At 63.2% G+C, this 20193-nt stretch carries 17 protein-coding genes and 1 pseudogene; 8 read left to right on the top strand and 10 right to left on the bottom strand.

Translation table 11 applies throughout. From position 1 onward, the window contains the following. The first annotated feature begins 18 nt into the window (after positions 1-18). The 4 genes from ACIQ3Q_RS15975 to ACIQ3Q_RS15960 all read left to right on the top strand — a co-directional run bounded on the left by ACIQ3Q_RS15975 (position 19) and on the right by ACIQ3Q_RS15960 (position 5299). Positions 19-657 (top strand): TetR/AcrR family transcriptional regulator, encoded by a 639-nt coding sequence (locus tag ACIQ3Q_RS15975; RefSeq protein WP_396270164.1) that lies wholly within the window; start codon positions 19-21, stop codon positions 655-657. Between the two features lie 5 nt (positions 658-662). After that, complete coding sequence (locus tag ACIQ3Q_RS15970; protein WP_396270189.1) at positions 663-1802, top strand: ABC transporter substrate-binding protein; 1140 nt, start codon at positions 663-665, stop codon at positions 1800-1802. A gap of 396 nt (positions 1803-2198) precedes the next feature. Next, the gene (locus ACIQ3Q_RS15965; RefSeq protein ID WP_396270163.1) at positions 2199-3917 is read left to right on the top strand and encodes a DUF1800 family protein; all 1719 of its coding nucleotides are present in this window, start codon (positions 2199-2201) and stop codon (positions 3915-3917) included. Between the two features lie 8 nt (positions 3918-3925). Next, entirely contained in the window at positions 3926-5299 is a 1374-nt protein-coding gene (locus tag ACIQ3Q_RS15960) for a DUF1501 domain-containing protein (protein WP_396270162.1), read from the top strand. Between the two features lie 193 nt (positions 5300-5492). Here the strand turns inward: ACIQ3Q_RS15960 and ACIQ3Q_RS15955 are convergent, their stop codons facing one another. The 3 genes from ACIQ3Q_RS15955 to ACIQ3Q_RS15945 all read right to left on the bottom strand — a co-directional run bounded on the left by ACIQ3Q_RS15955 (position 5493) and on the right by ACIQ3Q_RS15945 (position 10239). Next, positions 5493-6392: a serine protease gene (locus ACIQ3Q_RS15955; RefSeq protein WP_396270161.1), complete on the bottom strand. Its 900-nt coding sequence runs from the start codon at positions 6390-6392 to the stop codon at positions 5493-5495. Between the two features lie 377 nt (positions 6393-6769). Beyond that, positions 6770-7579, bottom strand: a complete 810-nt coding sequence (locus ACIQ3Q_RS15950; protein ID WP_396270160.1) for a S1 family peptidase — start codon at positions 7577-7579, stop codon at positions 6770-6772. Between the two features lie 218 nt (positions 7580-7797). Beyond that, on the bottom strand, positions 7798-10239 hold the full coding sequence (locus tag ACIQ3Q_RS15945) for a YgiQ family radical SAM protein (RefSeq protein ID WP_396270159.1): 2442 nt from the start codon (positions 10237-10239) through the stop codon (positions 7798-7800). A gap of 278 nt (positions 10240-10517) precedes the next feature. Here ACIQ3Q_RS15945 and ACIQ3Q_RS15940 point away from each other — a divergent pair, with 278 nt between their 5' ends. After that, positions 10518-11369, top strand: coding sequence for a DUF429 domain-containing protein (locus ACIQ3Q_RS15940; RefSeq protein ID WP_396270158.1), 852 nt, complete (start codon positions 10518-10520; stop codon positions 11367-11369). Between the two features lie 13 nt (positions 11370-11382). Here the strand turns inward: ACIQ3Q_RS15940 and ACIQ3Q_RS15935 are convergent, their stop codons facing one another. Next, positions 11383-11694 (bottom strand): c-type cytochrome, encoded by a 312-nt coding sequence (locus ACIQ3Q_RS15935; protein ID WP_396270157.1) that lies wholly within the window; start codon positions 11692-11694, stop codon positions 11383-11385. A gap of 160 nt (positions 11695-11854) precedes the next feature. Between ACIQ3Q_RS15935 and ACIQ3Q_RS15930 the strand changes: the two genes are divergently transcribed. Beyond that, positions 11855-12256 carry a YkvA family protein gene (locus tag ACIQ3Q_RS15930; protein ID WP_396270156.1) on the top strand — a complete coding sequence of 134 codons (402 nt, stop codon included), beginning with the start codon at positions 11855-11857 and terminating at the stop codon, positions 12254-12256. Then, positions 12253-12792 carry a thermonuclease family protein gene (locus ACIQ3Q_RS15925; protein WP_396270155.1) on the top strand — a complete coding sequence of 180 codons (540 nt, stop codon included), beginning with the start codon at positions 12253-12255 and terminating at the stop codon, positions 12790-12792. The genes ACIQ3Q_RS15930 and ACIQ3Q_RS15925 overlap by 4 nt, the downstream gene beginning before the upstream one ends. On the opposite strand, the gene ACIQ3Q_RS15920 is transcribed toward ACIQ3Q_RS15925, so the two are convergent. From ACIQ3Q_RS15920 to ACIQ3Q_RS15900, 5 genes are all read right to left on the bottom strand, one after another. Continuing rightward, complete coding sequence (locus ACIQ3Q_RS15920) at positions 12793-13761, bottom strand: alpha/beta hydrolase fold domain-containing protein (RefSeq protein WP_396270153.1); 969 nt, start codon at positions 13759-13761, stop codon at positions 12793-12795. Positions 13762-13882: 121 nt separating this feature from the next. Next, positions 13883-14797: an arginase gene (rocF, locus tag ACIQ3Q_RS15915; protein ID WP_396270152.1), complete on the bottom strand. Its 915-nt coding sequence runs from the start codon at positions 14795-14797 to the stop codon at positions 13883-13885. 62 nt (positions 14798-14859) lie between these two features. Then, a complete protein-coding gene (locus ACIQ3Q_RS15910; protein ID WP_396270151.1) occupies positions 14860-15759 on the bottom strand; it encodes an LOG family protein in 900 nt (299 codons plus the stop codon). Between the two features lie 54 nt (positions 15760-15813). After that, a complete protein-coding gene (locus ACIQ3Q_RS15905; RefSeq protein ID WP_396270150.1) occupies positions 15814-16566 on the bottom strand; it encodes a HesA/MoeB/ThiF family protein in 753 nt (250 codons plus the stop codon). 20 nt (positions 16567-16586) lie between these two features. Continuing rightward, positions 16587-18023, bottom strand: a complete 1437-nt coding sequence (locus ACIQ3Q_RS15900; RefSeq protein WP_396270149.1) for a S41 family peptidase — start codon at positions 18021-18023, stop codon at positions 16587-16589. Positions 18024-18411: 388 nt separating this feature from the next. On the opposite strand from ACIQ3Q_RS15900, the gene ACIQ3Q_RS15895 reads away from it, so the two are divergent. Next, positions 18412-19680 carry a methyltransferase gene (locus ACIQ3Q_RS15895; protein ID WP_396270148.1) on the top strand — a complete coding sequence of 423 codons (1269 nt, stop codon included), beginning with the start codon at positions 18412-18414 and terminating at the stop codon, positions 19678-19680. Positions 19681-19731: 51 nt separating this feature from the next. Here ACIQ3Q_RS15895 and ACIQ3Q_RS15890 read toward each other — a convergent pair. After that, positions 19732-19911, bottom strand: a pseudogene (locus ACIQ3Q_RS15890) (TOBE domain-containing protein); the annotation flags it as partial. Between the last annotated feature and the right edge of the window lie 282 nt (positions 19912-20193).

Below are 20193 nucleotides of genomic sequence, written 5' to 3'. Positions count from 1 at the left end.
CTGACTCACTCTGCCCCCATGGCTCGACCTCGCTCTGCCGGTTACGACGACCAACGCGAACACATCCTGCGGCAAGCCGCTGCTTTGTTCGCCGCCCAGGGCTATGCAGCCACCTCCATGAACCAGGTGGCTGCGGCCTGTGGGGTCTCTAAGGCCGCGCTCTACCACTATGTGCGCGACAAGAATGAACTGCTGGTCGATGTGGCCGAGGCCCATGTCTTGCGCCTAGAGGCGGTGGTCGACGAGATCGCCGCGCAGCAACTGCCACCCGCCAATCACCTGCGCGCCCTGATCTCGGCCTTTGTGCACGAATATGCCAACGCGCAAAACGAACATCGCGTGCTGACTGAAGACGTCGCTTTATTGGCCGAAGAAGAGCGCGCCCGCGTGCTGGGGGTGCAGCGGCGTGTCGTCGCCGCTTTCTCCTCAGCCGTTGCACGCTACAGGCCGGCCCTGCAAGGGGCCGACTTGCACAAGCCGCTGACCATGTTGCTGTTCGGCATGATCAATTGGATGTTCACCTGGTTCCGCCCTGATGGGCCGCTTTCGCATGAACAGATGGCGCCGCTGGTGGCCGATCTGTTCATGGGAGGGCTGCAGGCCCTGCAGCCCGAGTCCTTTTCCCCTTCCCCTCACGTCAAGGAGACAACGCAGTGAAGAAGATGATCAAGACGCTGGTGGCCACGGCCACCCTGATGGCCGCTGGCGCCACATTCGCAGAGATTAAGGTGGGAGTCACCGTCTCCTCCACCGGACCTGCTGCCTCGCTGGGCATCCCCGAGAAGAACACCATCTCGCTGCTGCCCACCACCATCGCGGGCAAGAAGGTCACCTACATCGTGCTGGACGATGCATCAGACACCACCAAGGCCGTGGCCAATACCCGCCGCCTGATCACTGATGACAAGGTCGACATCGTGCTGGGCAGCACCACCACGCCCAACTCGCTGGCCATGATCGACGTGGTCGCTGAAGCCCAAGTGCCGATGATCTCGATGGCGGCCTCGGCCCGCATCGTCGAGCCGGTGGACGCCAAGCGCCGCTGGGTTTTCAAGACCCCACAGAACGACATCATGATGTCGCTCGCCATCGCCTCGCACATGGCCGACCATAAGGTCAAGACCGTGGGCTTCATCGGCTTTGCGGATGCCTATGGTGAAGGCTGGTTCCAAGAGTTCGGCAAGGCTGCTGGCCTGAAGGGCCTGCAAGTGGTGGGCTCCGAGCGCTACAACCGTACCGACGCCTCGGTGACGGCGCAGATCTTGAAGTTGGTCGCCGCCAACCCCGACGCCATCCTGATCGCAGGCTCGGGCACCCCCGCCGCCCTGCCCCAAGTGGCCTTGGTCGAGCGCGGCTACAAGGGCAAGGTCTACCAGACCCACGGCGTGGCCAATAACGACTTCCTGCGCGTGGGCGGCAAGAACGTCGAAGGCACCTTCCTGCCCTCCGGCCCGGTGCTGGTGGCTGCGCAACTGCCTGCCAACCACCCAGTCAAGAAGAGCGCCACGGAGTATGTGACCAAGTATGAAGCGGTCTATGGCAAAGGCATCATCTCTACCTTTGGCGCTCACGCTTGGGACGCGGGCCAACTGATGGCCACTGCCGTCCCTGCGGCCTTGAAGAAGGCCCAACCCGGCACGCCCGCCTTCCGCGCAGCACTGCGTGACGCACTGGAGCAAATCAAAGAGATGCCCGGTGCCCACGGCATCTTCAACATGAGCCCCGGCGACCACCTGGGCTTGGACCAGCGCGCTCGCGTGATGGTCAAGATTGAAGGCGGCACCTGGAAGCTGCAGAACTAAAGCGACGCAGCCTTCCGGCTCCCCGCACAGAGGCACCGCAAGGTGCCTCTTTTTTTGCCGCCGCGTCAGGCACATCGGCCAATGGCCTGCCGCTCTTTTGGTGGCCTTAGGAGCAAGCCTCTTCCGCTGCTGGTCTGGGGGCATGCAGCGGTCCACCTGAGTCGTTGCTCCCTGGCATCGGTGGATACGCTCGCGCCACACCTTCGCCAAGTTTTACCTTTACATACCAAGATGAGGGATGAAATCGACACACTATTCACGATACTTCCATCTCATTATCAAGTTAGCTTATAGCTTTCATCAACCTTCGTGATGCCCCAAATAGATTCCACAGGCCCTCTAGCCGCACGCCCCAGCACTCAGACTTTGGTGGCAGCGGGGCTGCTAGCAGCGTCAGTGTCCGGCTGTACAGAAGACATTGAGGAACCCAGTCCCACCAGACGCCTTGCCGCACAGGCCGATGGGTCGGAGCCCGGCGCTCAGGCCCGCTACCTGGCCTACACGCCCGAACAACTTAGCGCTGCCTTTGCACCCAAAGGCACAGGGCTGGCGGATGCTGAAGCCGCTGCCAGGTTCTTGGCGCAAGCGAGCTTTGGACCCACCGTGGCCTCCTTGGCCGCAGTGCGTACCATGGGCTTCTCTCAATGGCTCGAAGCTCAGTTTTCGGCCCCCCGTACAGAGCCCCATACAGACCGAGTGTTAGCGCAGAACCTGGCTTTGGGTAGCTGGACGTACACGATTCCCGTTTTCGGCCCGTCTAACTCTGAGCTGATGCTCAATGAAGCTTGGCGGGTGATGATGACCGGCCCTGATCAGCTGAGGCAACGGATCATTGCGGCCTTGTTGGAGATCTTTGTGATCACCACCAAGGTGGGCACGATCGGTATTGGGCCTCATCAAGTCACTGCTGCAGGCTATGTTGACATGCTGGGCGAGCATGCGTTCGGAAACTTTCGCGCCTTGTTAGAGGGCGTGGCCACCAGCGCGGCGATGGGTGTTTTTCTCTCGCACCGAGACAACGCCAAAGCAGAGTACGACGCCACCGGCCAAGAAGTGCGTGTTCCCGACGAGAACTTTGCGCGTGAGCTGATGCAGTTGTTCTCCATCGGCCTGTATCAGCTCCAAGCTGACGGCAGTTTGAAGCTCCGCGACGGCCAAGCTGAAGAGACCTACAGCCAGAGTGATGTCTTCAACCTCGCACGCGTGTTCACCGGATGGGTCGTTGCCACGCCCATCGCTGGTCAGCACCCTCTGGCTCATTGGGCGAGGCCGATGCAGATCCGGCCCGAACGGCATTCGCCCGAAGTCAAGCAGTTCTTAGGCACCACGATTCCCGCCGGGACTCCAGCCCAGGCCAGTCTTACCCAAGCGCTCGATGCGATCTTCTTGCACCCCAATGTGGCACCGTTCATTGGGCGCCAACTGATTCAGCGGCTGGTGACCAGCAACCCGAGCAGCGCCTATATCGGGCGAGTCAGTGCAGCGTTCAACAACAACGGCTTGGGTGTTCGGGGCGACATGAAGGCCCTGATTCGTGCCATCTTCATGGATCCAGAAGCACGTACACCGCCCACCGTGGGCAGCTCAAGCACTTTCGGCAAACCACGTGAGCCCATGCTGCGCCTGGTGGCTGTGGCGCGCGCCATGGAGGTCGGTGACCCTGGCACGGTGGTGTTTCCGGTCGCCAACCTCAGCAATGCATCGACGGGCATTGGACAGTCGCCGCTCAGAGCGCCGTCGGTGTTCAATTTCTTTCGCCCCGGCTACGTGCCTCCCCAATCAGACTTGGCGCGCTTGGGCCTGGTTGGCCCAGAGTTTCAACTCCTTGTTGGCCCCGTCATTGGTGCCTCGGTGAACAAGATCAATGAGTTTGTGCGCACGGGCGGCAACTTCTTGTTGACCGACCTTCGTCATCTCACCGACCTGGCCGCCCAGCCCAGCAAGCTCCTGCAAAGAGTCAGCCTCTTGTTGACGGGGGCGACCTTGTCGGCTGCGGATGCCAGCACCTATCTGAGTGTTGTCCAACAGGTGCCCTCTAAGCGCCGCGAGCTTCGGGTCCAGGTGGCCTTGCAGCTCGTGGCATCAAGCTCAGCCTGCCTGATTCAAAGCGCCTAAGGAAACCCATGAATAGCCCGGTATCACGGCGAGCCTTTCTAGGCCACGCAGCTCGATTCGCTGCATTGGGTGCGGCGGCCCCCTTGGGACTGAACTTGGCCGCCATGACAGCGGCCTCGGCAGCCACGCTGCCCAACGACTATCGGGCCCTGGTGTGCATCTTCTTGTATGGCGGCAATGACAGCTACAACACACTGGTGCCCTCAGACGCCCTCCACCACCGTGCCTATAGCCTCACGCGCGGCTCCTTGGCTTTGCCGCTTGAGGCCTTGTTGCCCTACCGTCTGTCCCTGGCCCGCCCTTTGCCCAATGGGCAATCCTTGTCGCTCAACCCTAGGCTGCACAATTTGCAGGCGGTACATCAGCGCGGCGAGCTCGCGTTGGCCTTGCGGGTCGGCACCTTGCGTCGCCCAGTCACGCGCGAAGACTACTTTGCGCAACGCAACCTCCCGCCCAAACTGATGTCGCATAACGACCAGTTCTGCCTCTGGCAGTCCCTCGTGACTGAAGGGGCAAGTAGCGGATGGGGCGGCCGCATTGCCGACATGTTGGAAGCGAGCTCTGGTCAGCAGCAGTCACTCTTCAGCGCGATATCCGTCGATTCAGGTGCGGTGTATTCAGTAGGCCAGCTGACCCAAGAGTTTGTGGTCACATCGGCCGGGCCTATCCGTGTAGAGCCCATCCCTGGTGCTTCGGGCGCGCAGTCCGCCATTGTGGCCTCGTTGACGCGCCCAAGCTCACACCTGATGATGCAAGAGCTTGCCACCCGGACGCAAACAGCACAGGCGGGCGCGGACCAGTTAGAAAGCGCCTTGAGCAGCATTCCCAGTCGTTTCGACTTTCCCATCACTGCCTTGGGGGACCAGCTCAATATGGTGGCTCGATTGATTGCGGCGCGCGGCACCCTGGGCTTGAAACGGCAGACCTTTTTCGTGTCTTTAGGCGGCTTTGATCTTCACAGCGACGCCAACCTGCTGCATGGAGACCTGCTTGCGCAAGTGGCAGAGTCCATGTCTTACTTTCAGGACTTGATGAACCATCATGGCTTGGGTCGCCAGGTACTCACCTTCACCGCTTCTGACTTTGGTCGCTCCTTGACCACCAATGGCAGTGGTACGGATCACGGATGGGGCGGACATCATCTGGTGATGGGGCAATCCGTGGCACCCCAGCAATGGGTGGGGGACAGTTGCTCCTATACGCTGGGTGCGCCCGATGAGGTAGGCCAAGGGCGCATGCTGCCCAGTATCTCGGTTGACCAACTTGGGGCCACCTTGGCCACCTGGATGGGCGTGCCCGCCAGCGACCTGCCCACCATCTTCCCCAACATCGGGGAGTTCAACGAACCCACGCTTGACTTGCTGCGCACAACGGCCTGGTGAACCCAAGACCTGTGCGTTGGCGGCAAGAACATTCAAGGCATTTCCTGCCCTTTGGCCTCGCGCCCGCCTGGGCCTGGACCAACGCGCACGCGTTTTGGTCCCGATCCAAGGCGGCACTTGGAAGCTGCCGAACTAGGCTGCTGTTTCTTCAATGCAAAAGGCCGCCCCTTCGGGCGGCCTTTTCAGTGCAGGCTCAAGGTGCGGTGATCTGCGAACGCACCCATGCGCCCAGAGTACCGAGGCGAGAGTAGATGCCCGGCTTGTTGGCGCGGGCACAACCATCACCCCAGCTCGTCACGCCCACTTGCGTGTCCCAGGCTCCCGTCGATCCCTTGCCCACCAAGGGCCCACCAGAATCCCCTTGGCAGGTGTCCTTACCGCCTGTGGCCATCACACCAGCACAAATCTCTTGCTTGCTGACCCGACCATCGTAGGCCTGGGGACCATTGCAAGTTTTGCGGGCCACGATGGGGACCTCAACTTCCAACACCACATCTGACCCCGGGCCGCCTTCACTGGTTGCACCATAGCCGGCACCCATGGTCGGCGCGCCAGAGGGTGCCACGGCCTTTTCGGTGGCGGCTGAGTCCACAAACTTTACCGGGGTGATGTCATTGACAGGCGTGGCCAGTGCAATCACCGCCACATCATGATCGCCGCCTTTGTAGTTCGGATGAATGGTGATGGTCTTGGTATTGATGCGCCGCCCTCCTTCGCGCAAGCTCAGGGTTCCGACCAAAAGCTGCAATTGCTTGGGCTTGGTGCCGGAGACGCAGTGCGCAGCGGTTAACACATGGCTCGGACCCACCAAAGTGCCGCCACAAAACTGGGCGTTCAGATTGTTCGAGATCCTGGAGTCCACCAATGCCACAAAGAAGGGCCAGGTGCCAGCAGCCGCAGGGGTTCCGCCCACCACCATGGTGTTGATGTCACCCGCTTGGTCAAGCTCGACCCCCAATTGCTTGGCCCGCTCCAGTTGATGTGCTGCCACCTTGGCCCTGAACGGAGTGACGCCTTCGGCCATGGCGGAGCCCATCAGGCCAACACTGAGAACGGCCAGACTGATCTGCTCAATCTTCAAACCTTTAAACATCTTGATCTCCAAAAATCTGTTTGTGCATATGCCCGGCGAGGTTCATCGCAAGGTGTGGGAATTAGGCGGGAGCCAAGCCACGCTGTCACGCATCACTCTGGGGGGAGCCCCTAATTCTGACGGTGATGAGCGAGTGGTCTTTTTGCGCTTTGGCGCTGTGCGCCTTGACGACGGCGCAGCACTGCCACGTTGCAGCTTGACCCCAGCTTGGCGAGCATTCACGGCGCGCGGTGGCAGCGCGCGTGCTGCGTCAACCCCTGACAGTTGCTCTTATACGCTGGGCGCGCCCGATGAGGTTGGCAAAGGTCGCATGCTGCTCAGTATCTCGGTTGAGCAGCAAAGGGCCGCCCTCATGGGCGGCCTGTTTTGTGGATTCCTCAAGGAGCGCTGATCTGCGCGCGCACCCAGGCGCCTAGGGTCCCCAGCCGCGCGTAGACACCGGGATAGTTGGCCTTGCCGCAGCCGTTACCCCAACTCACCACCCCAACTTGAGTGTCGAAGGCGCCGGTGCTGCCCTTGGCGAACAGTGGGCCACCAGAGTCGCCTTGGCAGGTGTCCTTGCCGCCCACGCCCATCAGGCCGGCGCAAATCTCTTGCTTGCCGATGTCTCCGTCGTACGAGCCCGGGCCATTGCAGGTGGCACGGTCCACAATCGGCATCTCCACTTCCAACACCACGTTAGACGACTTGCCCAGGAACTTGGTCGTGCCATAGCCCATGGCCATGGTTGGCGTGCCTGCAGGGGCCACTTGCCGCTCGATCCGTGGTGAATCCACAAACTTGGCCGGGGTGATGTCATTGACGGCCTCGGCCAGCTCAATCACCGCGACATCAAAATCTTGGCTGGTGTACTTGGGGTGAATGGTGATGGCCGATGTGTTGACACGCCGCCCGCCTTCAAGAAGGCTGAGCGTGCCGACCAAGATCTGAACCTCGCTGGGACTGCTGCCTTCCACGCAGTGTGCTGCGGTGAGCACATGGCGCGGGCTGATCAGCGAGCCGCCGCAGAACTGCGCTTTAGAGTTCGTCGCTACGTTGCTGTCCATCAGCGCCACAAAGAAAGGCCAACTGCCAGGTTCTGCAGGTGTGCCACCGACGACCAAGGGCGCAACATCGCCATTGGGCTTCAAGTTCACGCCCAACTGCTTGGCCCTCTCCTTCTGGTGCGCAGCCACCTTGGCACGCATGGGGGTTACGCTTTCCGCCAAGGCTGAGCTAACGAGGCAGGTGCTGACCATCGCGAGCCCAATGGACTTCCAGTGTGCCGAAAGAAACATAGCTATCTCCAACGTGAGTGAATCGAAATGACCCTGCACTGCGTCAATGCAGGACACCTCGATTGAGCAACAGCGCAGCAACGCTGTCACGCTTCACTCAAGGGGGAGCCCCTAACTTCCGGGGGTGCTCAGCGGCCTGTCTTTTTGCGGGCTGAGCCGGAGGGCCGAGCCGACGGCGCCGCCGCAGCGCGCTGCGGCTTGCCCACGCTGGGCCTTGCGCCCGTTTGGCGCGGGGGTAAGCCCGTGTGTTGCGTCAACACCTGGCCTTTGACCGGCTGCCCGCCCGCCTTGCGCGCTGTAGGCGCTGGTGCTGGGGTGGAGTTGGCCCGGCGTGGGCTGACGTAGGCCCCCTCAGTGGCCGGCTGCCAGTTGGGAATGAGGTGATGCTTGCCATTGCCGATCAGGTCGGCGCGGCCCATGGTCTGCAAGGCCTCGCGCAGCAGCGGCCAGTTGTTGGGGTCGTGGTAGCGCAAAAAGGCCTTGTGCAGGCGGCGGCGTTTGTCGCCCTTGACGATGTCCACCTTCTCGCCTTTGCGCGCATCGCGGCTGATGCCCTTGAGTGGGTTCAGCCCCGAGTGGTACATGGCCGTGGCCGTGGCCATGGGGCTGGGGTAGAAGGTCTGCACCTGGTCTGCGCGGAAGCTGTTGTGCTTCAACCAGACGGCCAAGTTCATCATGTCTTCATCGCTGGTGCCGGGGTGGGCGGCGATGAAGTAGGGAATCAGGAATTGCTTCTTGCCGGCCTCGGCGCTGAACTGCTCGAACAAGGCCTTGAAGCGGTCATAGGTGCCAATGCCCGGCTTCATCATCTTCGTGAGTGGCCCGCCCTCGGTGTGCTCGGGCGCGATCTTGAGATAGCCGCCCACATGGTGGGTGACCAGCTCTTTCACATACTCGGGCGATTCAACCGCCAGGTCATAACGCAAACCTGAGCCGATCAAAATCTTCTTGATGCCGGGCAAGGCGCGTGCGCGGCGGTACATCTTGATCAGCGGCGCATGGTCGGTCTTGAGGTTGGGGCAGATGCCCGGGTACACACAAGAGGGTTTGCGGCAGGCTGCCTCGATCTCTGGGGTTTTACAGCCCAGGCGGTACATATTGGCGGTGGGGCCGCCCAGGTCACTCACCACGCCGGTGAAGCCCTTGACCTTGTCGCGGATCTCTTCAACCTCGCGGATCACCGAGTCTTCACTGCGGCTCTGGATGATGCGACCCTCATGCTCGGTGATGGAGCAGAAGGTACAGCCGCCAAAGCAGCCGCGCATGATGTTGACGCTGAAGCGGATCATCTCCCACGCGGGGATCTTGGTCTCGGCGTCATGGCGGCCCGAGGCATCGGCATAGGCCGGGTGCGGCGAGCGCGCATAGGGCAGGTCAAACACATGGTCCATCTCGGCCATGCTCAGCGGCAGCGGCGGCGGGTTGACCCACAAATCGCGCTGGGCATGGCCTTCGCCATGGCTTTGCACCAGGGCGCGGGCATTGCCGGGGTTGGTCTCCAGGTGCAGCACACGGCTGGCATGGGCATAGAGCACCGGGTCGCTCTTGACCTGCTCATAGGCAGGCAGGCGGATCACCGTGCGGTCGCGCGGCGTCACCAGGGCGCGGCTGTCGCTCTTTTGCAAGGGGCTGCGCACCAGCATCACGGGCTTGACGCTGGGCTCGCTGAAGCCCGAACCGCCCTGGGCGTCCAGGGCGGGGGGCGTGGCCTCAGCCTTGGTGCTGGCGCAATCCACGCCTTGCTCGGCCGCAGTTTCTTCGGTGGTTTGGTAGGGGCTCAGCAGCGCGTCGATGTGGCCCGGGGTGTCCACCTCGGTGGAGTCCACCTCAAACCAGCCGGCCAGGTTCGGGTCGTCTGAGCGGCGCATGAAGGCCGTGCCGCGCACATTGGTGATGGCCTCAATCGGCTCTTTGCGGGCCAGGCGGTGGGCCACTTCAATGATGGCGCGCTCGGCATTGCCATAGAGCAGCAGGTCGGCCTTGCTGTCCACCAGCACCGAGCGACGCACCTTGTCTTGCCAGTAGTCGTAATGCGCAATGCGACGCAGCGAGGCCTCGATGCCGCCAATGATGACGGGCACGTCTTTGAAGGCTTCGCGGCAGCGTTGGGTGTAGACCAAGGTCGCACGGTCGGGCCGCTTGCCCGCCACGCCACCGGGCGTGTAGGCATCGTCCGAGCGGATTTTCCGGTCGGCCGTATAGTGGTTGATCATGGAGTCCATGTTCCCGGCGGCCACGCCAAAGAACAGGTTGGGCGCGCCCAAGGCCTTGAAGGCGTCCGCGCTGCTCCAGTCGGGCTGGGCAATGATGCCCACGCGAAAGCCTTGCGCCTCCAGCACCCGGCCAATCACGGCCATGCCGAAGCTGGGGTGGTCCACATAGGCGTCGCCGCTGACGATGATGATGTCGCAACTGTCCCAGCCAAGCTGGTCCATCTCCTTGCGGCTCATGGGCAAAAACGGCGCCGTGCCAAAGCGTTTGGCCCAGAAGGGCCGATAGGCCGTCAGGGCTTTGGGCTTTTCGGGCAGGGTCGCAGCAGGACGGGCCGCAGCAAGAGTGGGGGAAGACATGAGCAAAAAACACCAGCGTTCGGGGGCGGCAGCGGGGGAGGCACCCGCGCATCGCAAGGCCTGATTGTCCCTTGTTGGCGGCAAGTGTGGTGGTCGGCGCTGGATGGCACCCATCAAGCCGATGGTTTTTGGGTCAGGGCTAGGCGCAAACCACAGCGATACCCCTTGGTATCGCGAGGATTTGCAACACCGCCCTGGCGCAAAAGGCACGGCTTATGGGGCCAGACAGCGCCGAACACCACACTAGGCCCCAAACCCTGGGCAGAATGCCCCTCCTCATGGCCCCTGCCTTCTCCCATCCTCTGCCCCCGCTGGCTGCCCCTTGGCCCCCTCTGATCGGGGTGGATTTCTCCAGCAGCCCCACGGCGCGCAAGCCCATCGTCGTGGCGCAGGGCGAGCGCATCGGCTCAGTGGTGCGGCTGGGCGGCCTGTTGGCCCTGCCCTCTTTGAGCGACTTTGGCACTTGGCTGAAGCGCCCGGAGCCCTGGGTGGGCGGGTTTGACCTGCCCTTCGGCCTGCCGCGTGAGTTGGTGGAACACCTGGGTTGGCCCACCGACTGGACAGGGCTGATGGACCATTACGCCCAGCTCAGCCGGGCGCAGATTCGTGACACGTTTGCGGCCTTTTGTGCCGCCCGGCCCGTCGGGCAGAAATTTGCCCACCGCGCCTGCGATAAGCCCGCTGGATCGTCGCCGTCGATGAAATGGGTCAACCCGCCGGTGGCCTATATGCTGCATGCCGGGGTGCCGCTGCTGCGCGCGGCGGGGGTGAGCCTGCCCGGCTTGGCCACCGGGGACCCGCAGCACGTGGCGCTGGAAGCCTACCCCGGCCTCTTGGCCCGTGAAGTGCTGGGCCAGCGCTCCTACAAGGCCGACGACGCGGCCCGCCAGACGCCCGAACGCCTGATTGCCCGCAAAGACTTGGTCGACGCGCTGGAACAAGGCCGCACCCGGCTGGGCCTGCGGCTCAAGCTCAGCCATGCCCAGCGCGAAGCCCTGGTGGACGACCCGCAGGCCGACAAGCTCGACGCCGTGCTCTGCCTGCTGCAAGCTGCCTGGGCCTGCACCCAGCCGCGCTGGGGCTGGCCCGAAGGTGTGGACCCGCTGGAAGGGTGGATCTTGGCGGCCTGACTGCCGCGCAGGCTTACTTCACCGAGGCCAGCATGTAATCCAGCCCGGCCGCCAGTTCTTCGTCGGTCAGCTTGGGGTTGCCGGACCGTGGGGGCATGGCACCTTTGCCCTTGATCGTGGACTCCAGCAACGCAGCACGGCCCGTGGCCACCCGAGGCGCCCAGGCCGCTTTGTCGCCCAGCTTGGGGGAATTGGCCAAGCCGGGGGTGTGGCACATGGCGCAGTTCTGGTTGTAGACCTTCAGGCCATCCGGCGTGGCTTGGGCAGAGACGCTGGCCAAAGCCAACAGCGAAAGGGCAGACAGGGTGCGCAGGGTCGAGGTCATGAGGGCTCCAGAACGAGGTGAGTGAATCAAGTGGACCCGCTTACGCAAAGCCTGTGCCTGCCCCGAAATAGTTCCAAATCGAGCACAGCCCCTGCCTTTTGCTTGGGTTAACCCGAGCGCTCCGGCACACCGGGTGCTCCGCACTGCGACACTTGCACCCGTGAGCCGCACCAAACGCATCCTTCGCTTAGCCAGTAGTGCCCGCCTGACCACGTACTTGATTGCACTGTGGCGCTTGGCCAAAGACCCCCGAACGCCCTGGGCCGCGCGCGCCCTGACGGTGTTTGTGCTGGCCTATGCGCTCAGCCCCATCGATCTGATCCCAGACTTCATCCCAGTGTTGGGGCAGCTGGATGACTTGGTGTTGATTCCGCTGGGCATCACCCTGATCGTTCGCTGGGTGCCTGATGCCTTGTGGCAAGACTGCATGCGTGCCGCCAAAGAGCAGGCACTCACTTTGCCACGCTTATGGTGGGGCGCCGTGCTGATCGTCGCCCTGTGGCTGGCTCTGCTGGGCCTGTTTGTCTGGTGGCTGGTGGGCACGCTGGCGGAGGGCGCATGAACACGCTGCGGGCGCTAGCCCTGGGTGGCGCTTTGGCGGCCGCCTGTTGGGGTGCTTGGGCGACGCCCTACAAAGCAACGGCAGAACCTGCTGTGCGGGTGCAAGTGCTGCGCATCAGCGACGGCGACACCTTATGGGTGAAACCTTTGGCCGACAAAGGCCGCCGGACCAAAGTCCGCATTCAAGGCATAGACGCGCCGGAGTTGTGCCAAGCAGGCGGCCCCACTGCCCAGGCAGCGCTGCAACGCTGGACGCAAGCCGCTCCCTTGAGCATGACAGTCACAGGCCGCGACCAACACGGCCGCGTGCTGGCCCGTCTACACAGCGGGCCGACCGACGTGGGTGAAGCCTTGGTGCGTGAGGGCCAAGCCTGGAGCTACCGCTTCCGCGAAGACTTAGGGCCTTATGCCGCGCAAGAGCGGCAGGCCCGCCAAGACAAGAAGGGCGTTCATGCCGACGCCCGCGCCCTGCACCCGCGCGACTTCAGGCGCCGCCATGGGCCCTGTGACGACGAAAGCCGCGCAGACCGCCGTTGATCAGCGCAAGGCGTCCAAGCGCAGCTTGGGCCACAAAAAGCTTTGCACCGAGGGCCACCAGGTGCCGCCCAGTTCGAGGTCCACGGTATGCCCCGTGCCTTGATCGACCACGACACAGCTGTTGCCACTGCCATTGATGCGCTGCTGAGTCAGCAGCACGTTGCCGCTCCAGGTGGCACCGGTCACGGGATCGGTGGGATTGGCGTGGAACAGTTGAACCGGACTGTCAGTGGCATCAAAGCGCAGCAGGGGTGTGGTGTCTACCAGGCTGTCGATCAATGTCGCCCCCGTAGAGACGGCGGCAGCCACCTTGGCCGACACGCCTGGGTAATCGGAGACCGTACCGGCCAATTCATCACCCGTGATAGCGTTCGTCAGCGACAGCGCACCACCGGCCGAGCTGCCAATGGTGGCCAGTCGCGTGGTGTCAATGCGGTAGGTGGCCGCATTGGCCTTGAGATAACGCACTGCATTGGCCATGTCTTCAGCCGCATGCGTGATAGCACGCAGCCTGGTGGCCGCGTCCGTCTCGTTATCTGGCGTCAGGCGATAGTTGATGCTGGCCGCCACATAGCCCGCTTGGGCATAGCTGAGCGCCTTGGCTTGGTGATCCTCTTTAGAACCTGCCACAAAGGCGCCGCCATGAATGAGGATGACCGCAGGCTGCAGCTTGTTGGCGGTGGCATTGGGGGGTACCCAAATGTCCATCAGCATGGTGAGCGTCGGTGAGGTTTTTTCCTCTCTGCGGGTGCGATCCGAGGTGAATTGCCCGCCGCCATTGGGCCGCGTGGAGTACTTGACGTCTTTGTACTCTTTGAGTTGGGCCACGCTGTATTGCGTGCTGGCATACAAGCCGGTGCTCGGCAAGCCGGTAGGCGGTGGGGTGGGGCTTTCTGCGCCACCGCCGCCGCCGCAGGCCGTGAGCGCCGCCAAGGCAGACGCCACGATGGCCGAGTGAGTGAACTTCATGTGATCTTCCTTGCCAAATTGCCCTGCGCGAGTGTGCCCGCATTCAGCGCACAAGGCTGCGTGTTTTACGCCTGCCCCACACACAGCAACACTGAGCAATAAAGCCCTGTCAGCTGGCGCCTCAACGCCGCATCAACGTGCTCTTGCCGAACAGGCTCTCGATCAAATCCACCGCCACCATGGCCGTCTTGTTGCGCAGGTCCAGCGCGGGGTTCAGCTCCACCACGTCCAAGCTGGCCATGCGGCCGGTGTCGGCAATCATCTCCATGCAGAGCTGGGCCTCACGGTAGGTGGGGCCGCCCGGCACGGTGGTGCCCACGCCCGGCGCGATGTCGGGGTCCAGGAAGTCCACATCAAAGCTGACGTGCAGGTGGGTGTTGGCGTCCAGGGTGGCCAGCGCCAGCTCCATGGCTTGGCGCATGCCCATCTCGTCGATGTAGCGCATGTCAAAGACCTCCAGGCCTTGCTCATGCACAAAGCGCTTTTCGCCCGGGTCCACACTGCGAATGCCGATCTGCCGCACCCACTTGGGGCTGATGGCCGGAACCTTGCCACCGATCTCGATCAGCTCTTGCGGCCCATGCCCGCACAGGCAAGCCACCGGCATGCCGTGCACATTGCCGCTGGGCGTCAAGGCGCTGGTGTTGAAGTCGGCATGGGCGTCCAGCCACAGCACGCGCAGCTTCTTGCCCACATCGCGGCAATGGCGCGCCACGGCGCTGATGGAGCCCAGCCCCAGGCAGTGGTCACCGCCCAGCAAAATGGGCAAATGGCCTTGGCCCAGCTCGGCATACACGGCGTCGTGCACCAAGCGGTTCCAGGCCACCACCTCGGGCAGATGACGGTAGCCCTCCACCGGGGGTTGCCAGGGGTTGGCCGGGCCGGAAAGATTGCCTCTGTCCAGCACGGTCAGGCCGTGGCTCTCCAGGATGGCGGCGATATTGGCCACGCGCAGGGCTTCTGGCCCCATGCTGGCTCCCCGCGCACCGGCACCGATGTCGGTGGGTGCGCCAATGAGTGAAACGGTTTTCAGCATGGGGTGGCATTGTGCGGCCTGCCCCAGCGCTTTGGTCAGGGGCAAAACACTAGCCCCCTTATTCACATGTCCTCGGCGTGCTGGCCTTCGGCGGTTTCCGCTTCCAGCCCATAGTCCGTCGCCAGGATCTGCCAAGCCTCTTCAGCACTTTCGACAAAGCGGAACAGGTGCACGTCTTCAGGGCTGATCATCCCGGTCTCGACCAGCCAGTCGAAGTTGATCAGCTTGGTCCAGAACTCGCGCCCGAAGAGCAAGATGGGCCGGCGGCGGCACTTGCCGGTTTGCATGAGCGTCATGGTCTCGAACAGCTCATCGAGGGTGCCGAACCCTCCAGGGAAGCACACCAGCGCCACCGAGCGCATCAAGAAGTGCATCTTGCGCAGCGCAAAGTAGTGGAACTGAAAGCACAGCTCGGGCGTGATGTAGGGGTTGGGCGCTTGCTCGTGCGGCAGCACGATGTTGAGCCCCAGGCTTTTGCCGCCTTGCTCAAACGCACCGCGATTGCCCGCCTCCATGATGCCGGGGCCGCCACCAGTGCACACCACAATGGGCGTGGCCAGCGCCCGCGAGCGCTCGGTGACGATGGCGGCAAAGCGCCGGGCTTCGTCGTAATAGCGGCTCATGGCCAAGCGCTGCTCGGCCTGTGCCACCGCTTGCGCGTGGCCGGCCGCTTTGGCCTGGGCCAAGTGTTCACGCGCGTCTTCAGGGGCCGGAATGCGGGCACTGCCGAAGATCACGATGGTGTGCTCAATGCCTTGCTCTTGCTGCACCAGCTCGGGCTTCAACAGCTCTAGCTGCATGCGCACCGGCCGCAGCTCGGGGCGCAACAAAAACTCATTGTCGGTAAAGGCCAGTTGGTAGCTGCTTTCCGGGCCGTCATAGCGCGGCGGGGTCTTGAGGGCTGCAGCCTCTTCGCCAGCGGGAGTGAAATTGGGCGCGGTGAGAGAAGATTTTTTGCTCATGCGTCTTTATAGCGTTGACCGCCAATCTGCGCGGTATCAAAGGGTGATGTCGGCTCAGTGAGCGCCACCGCACACCGGGCACCGCGCCTGCGCAGGCAGGCGAATTTCATCCCAGCGCATGTGGCGGCCATCCAGCATTTGCAGCCGCCCAGCCAGCGAGCTGCCCAGGCCGATCAGCAGCTTCAGGGCCTCGGCCGCCTGCATGGTGCCGATGATGCCGACCAATGGCGCGAACACGCCCAGGGTGGCGCAACGCACCTCTTCAAAGGTGCTCTCGGGCGGGAAAACGCAGGCATAGCAGGGCTGGCCTGGCGTGCGGGTGTCGTAGACCGAAATCTGCCCGTCAAAGCCAATCGCCGCGCCTGACACCAAGGGCTTGCGGTGCTTCACGCAGGCCGCATTCACCGCATGTCGGGTTTGGAAGTTGTCGCTGCAGTCCAGCACCACATCGGCTTGGGCCACCGCATGGTCCAAGAAGGCTGCGTCTGCGCGCTGGCGCACCACCTCTACCTTCGCGCCTGGGTTGATGGCCAACATGCTCTCGCGGGCCGAATCAGCCTTGGGCTGGCCCACGCGGGCTTGGGTGTGGGCGATCTGGCGCTGCAGGTTGGTGAGGTCCACCGTGTCGTGGTCCACCAGGGTGATATGGCCCACGCCCGCCGTGGCCAGGTACAAGGCCACGGGCGAGCCCAAGCCCCCAGCGCCAATGACCAACGCGTGCGAATCCAGCAGGCGCTGCTGGCCTTCAACGCCAATCTCGTCGAGCAGGATGTGGCGCGAATAGCGCAGCAGTTCGTCGTCGGTCACAGCGCGTGCACTGGCGTCACTTACTCGGTCTTGGCCTCGGCCTTGCGCTCAGTGACAGACTTGCTGACCATCACCGGCTGGCCGCGCAGCTTGTTCAGCGCTTGCGCCAATTGGAAGTCTTCCGCACTGCCAAACTCAGGCAACGGCTTGATCGAGTCTCTGGACTTGGCCAGTTGCTCTTCCAGCTTTTTGCGGGCTTCTTCGCGGGCCTTTTCGCGGGCTTCGTCCTTCTTCTCTTCAGCACCGTTACCCAGGTGCTTTTCGAGGTCAGCCTCGCGGGTGCGCAGGGCGGCAAAGACATTGCCCTCGGCAGTCTCGTCCAACCAAATGTCCGGCACGATGCCCTTGGCCTGGATAGAGCGGCCGCTGGGCGTGTAGTAGCGCGCGGTGGTGATCTTGAGTGCCGTCTCTGGCGAGAGCGGGCGCACGGTCTGCACCGAGCCCTTGCCAAAAGTTTGCGCACCCATGATGACGGCCCGCTTGTGGTCTTGCAAGGCACCGGCCACGATCTCGCTGGCCGAGGCCGAGCCTTCGTTGACCAGCACCACCAGCGGCACGCTCTTCAGTGCAGAAGGCAGCTTGCGCAGCGGGTCTTGGCCGCCCCGGCGCATATAGTCTTCAGGACGCGCCTTGTAGCTGGCTTTAGAGTCTGCCAACTGGCCGTTGGTGCTGACCACCTCGACCCCCGCTGGCAAGAAGGCCGCCGACAGCGCCACCGCGCCTTCGAGCAAACCACCCGGGTCATTGCGCAAATCAAGCACCAAGCCCTTGAGGTTGGGCTCTTGCTTATAGATCTCGTCGAGCTTGCGGACAAAGTCGTTGACGGTTTGATCTTGGAACTGGCTCACGCGCAGCCAGGCATAGCCCGGCTCCACCACCTTGGCCCGCACGCTCTGGACCTTGATCTCTTCACGCACGATGGTGACAGGGAAGCTGCGGCTCTCCGACTTGCGGAACACCGTCAGCACCACCTTGGTGGCCGGGTCGCCGCGCATGCGCTTGACGGCCTGGTCCATGCTCAAGCCCTTGACGGCCGTGTCGTCGATCTTGGTGATCAAGTCACCGCTCTTGAGCCCGGCGCGGAAGGCCGGTGAGCCTTCGATGGGGGACACCACCTTGACCAGGCCGTCTTCCATGCCGATCTCAATGCCCACGCCCACGAACTTGCCCGAGGTGCCTTCGCGGAATTCTTTAAAACTCTTCTTGTCGAAGAACTGTGAGTGCGGGTCCAGCCCCGAGACCATGCCGCTGATGGCGTCCGTGATGAGCTTTTTCTCATCCACCGGCTCGACATAGTCGTTCTTGACCATGCCGAACACCGCCGCCAACTGCTGCATTTCTTCCAGCGGCAGCGCCGTCTGGGAACCTCTTGCAATGGCTTGAAACTGGATGGTGGTCAACGCACCGGCCACTGCCCCTAGGGTCAGCAAGCCCGCAACTTTCAGTTTGGCACCCATGATTTTCCTGCCTTCTCGCCATGTGAACGCGGGCAGTCCTGCCCGCCACGCGAGTATAGGACCGCGCCGAGGCCCTCACCATCCCGCCAAACCCAAAGCAAGCCCCGAAACACGGGCTTTTGCCGCGAGCGGCCACTTACTGCGGGTGCGCTTTGCGGATCTTTACGACCTTGCGACTGCCGCGAGAACGTCACTACAGGGTCCACCTGGGGCCGAATTACGCGCCACTCACTGACGGTGTGGCGGCTCTGTGCCCGAGCCTGTGGCATAACCTCGTCTGGGCTTGGTGTCGGTTCGCCCTTGAACTGAGCGATGCGACAAAGCCGCATCTACCCCACACCTACGCCTCTACCCGATACCCGAACCGTGCGGCAGCCAGCCGCTTTGCATGACACCCTCTCCCGCCGCCCCTGCCGCCCCCTCTAACGCGCCCCATGGCCACCCCATCATCCGCTGGCAAGAGGGCGGCCAAGACTGCCAGGCCCGCTGGCGCTCTGAGCGCGGCGCGGCGGCGCCCAAGAAGGTGGTGCTGGCGGATGACACGCTGAGCGCAGATGTCGCCTATCGATTGGCGTGTGAGGGCACCGCGCTGCTGTGGCGCGGGGACTTTCAAAACGCCCGCCAGTTGCTACAAGCCCTGGGCCGCCGCATCGACCAAAGCGGCCGCTCTGGCAAGCGCGGGCGCAAGCAAGCACCGGCTGCCGCACCCACGACAGCTGTGGGTGAGCAAGATGCCGAAGCTGCGGCTGCAGCCGCACTCAAAGGCTTTCACCTGCACCGTCAGGCCCAAGCCCAACGCGCTCGCGTACTCAGCATGGTGCTGCTCTCGTTCAGTGAAGACTATGGCCTGGCCCTGCGCCGCAGCCCCGACGCGCGGGCCGCCTGCGCTCAAGTGTGGGGCGAGCCGCAGCCGGGCGACGGTGAAAGCGTGGCCTCGCTGCGCGAACTCCTGGGCCTCATCAGCGCTTACGAATGGCGCAAAAATGGTGTGGAAATCAGCGCACTGGGCGCTGCGCCGCACAACCGAATCTACCCGCACTACGGCGTGTTTTCGCCTGTGCGTGGCGAGTACGTGGGCTTGGTCGCTGCGGCGCCTCTGCCCGGCCCAGCGGCGGCGCTGACGGCCTTTGACATCGGCGTGGGCACGGGCGTGATCAGTGCCGTGCTGGCCCGCCGTGGCGTCCACCAAGTGACGGCCACCGATACAGACCCCCGCGCCCTGGCCTGCGCGGCGGCAAATCTACAGCAACTCGGCGTGGCGGACCGTGTGCGTTTGGCGCAGGTCAGCCTGTTCCCAGAAGGGCGTGCCGACCTCATCGTCTGCAACCCGCCTTGGCTGCCGGCTCGCCCGAGTTCCCCCATTGAGCACGCGGTGTACGACGAAGGCAGCGCCATGCTGCTGGGCTTTTTGAAAGGCTTGCCCGCGCACCTGAACCCTCAGGGTGAGGGCTGGCTCATCCTCTCCGACCTGGCCGAGCACCTGGGCCTGCGCACCCGCCCACAACTGCTGTCGGCCATTGCCGATGCCGGGCTGGAGGTGATTGGGCGCCTGGACACACCGCCCGTGCATGGCAAGGCCACAGACAGCACGGACCCCCTGCATGCGGCGCGCTCCGTGGAGGTCACCTCGCTCTGGCGGCTCGCGGGCCGGGCTTAGCACGCGGCGCCCCAGGCCACAGGCTGAGGCGCACACAGCGCCCCAAGGCCCCTACTGCCGCGCGAAGGTCACCACATGGTCCACCTGCGGCCGGATGCCGATCCTCTCGCCGACTTGGTGGTCGTGGTGGGAGGGCACATGGGCCAGCACTTGCTCGCCGCTGGCCAAGCGCAAGGTGTAGAGAAACTCGGAGCCCCGGAAGGCTTTGCGCTCGATCTGGGCCTTCACGGCTGCAATTGAAGCCACCGCATCAAACTGCGTCAACGCACTTTGAAGATCGAGGCCTTTGCTTCCGCCTTCCTGATGAGAAACCAAGCAAGCATCGGACTCATCAAATCCACTCTACTTGCGACTCCAATAATCACCAGTAGGGCCTTTCAGGCTTTGGTGTCAAGCCCCGGGAGATCATTCACACGTTTTGTGAAGAGCTTGGGGTGTGAGGCGTGCCATTTTTTCAGGGCCTCGATGGGGGTCTGGTGGTTGAGGGCGCGTTGAGGAATTCGATGGTTGTAG

Source organism: Ideonella sp., from assembly GCF_044358605.1.
In the GTDB taxonomy this organism is placed as follows: domain Bacteria; phylum Pseudomonadota; class Gammaproteobacteria; order Burkholderiales; family Burkholderiaceae_C; genus Ideonella.
Note: the sequence above shows the minus strand (reverse complement) of the source record. Positions and strands in the feature narration are given on the sequence as shown.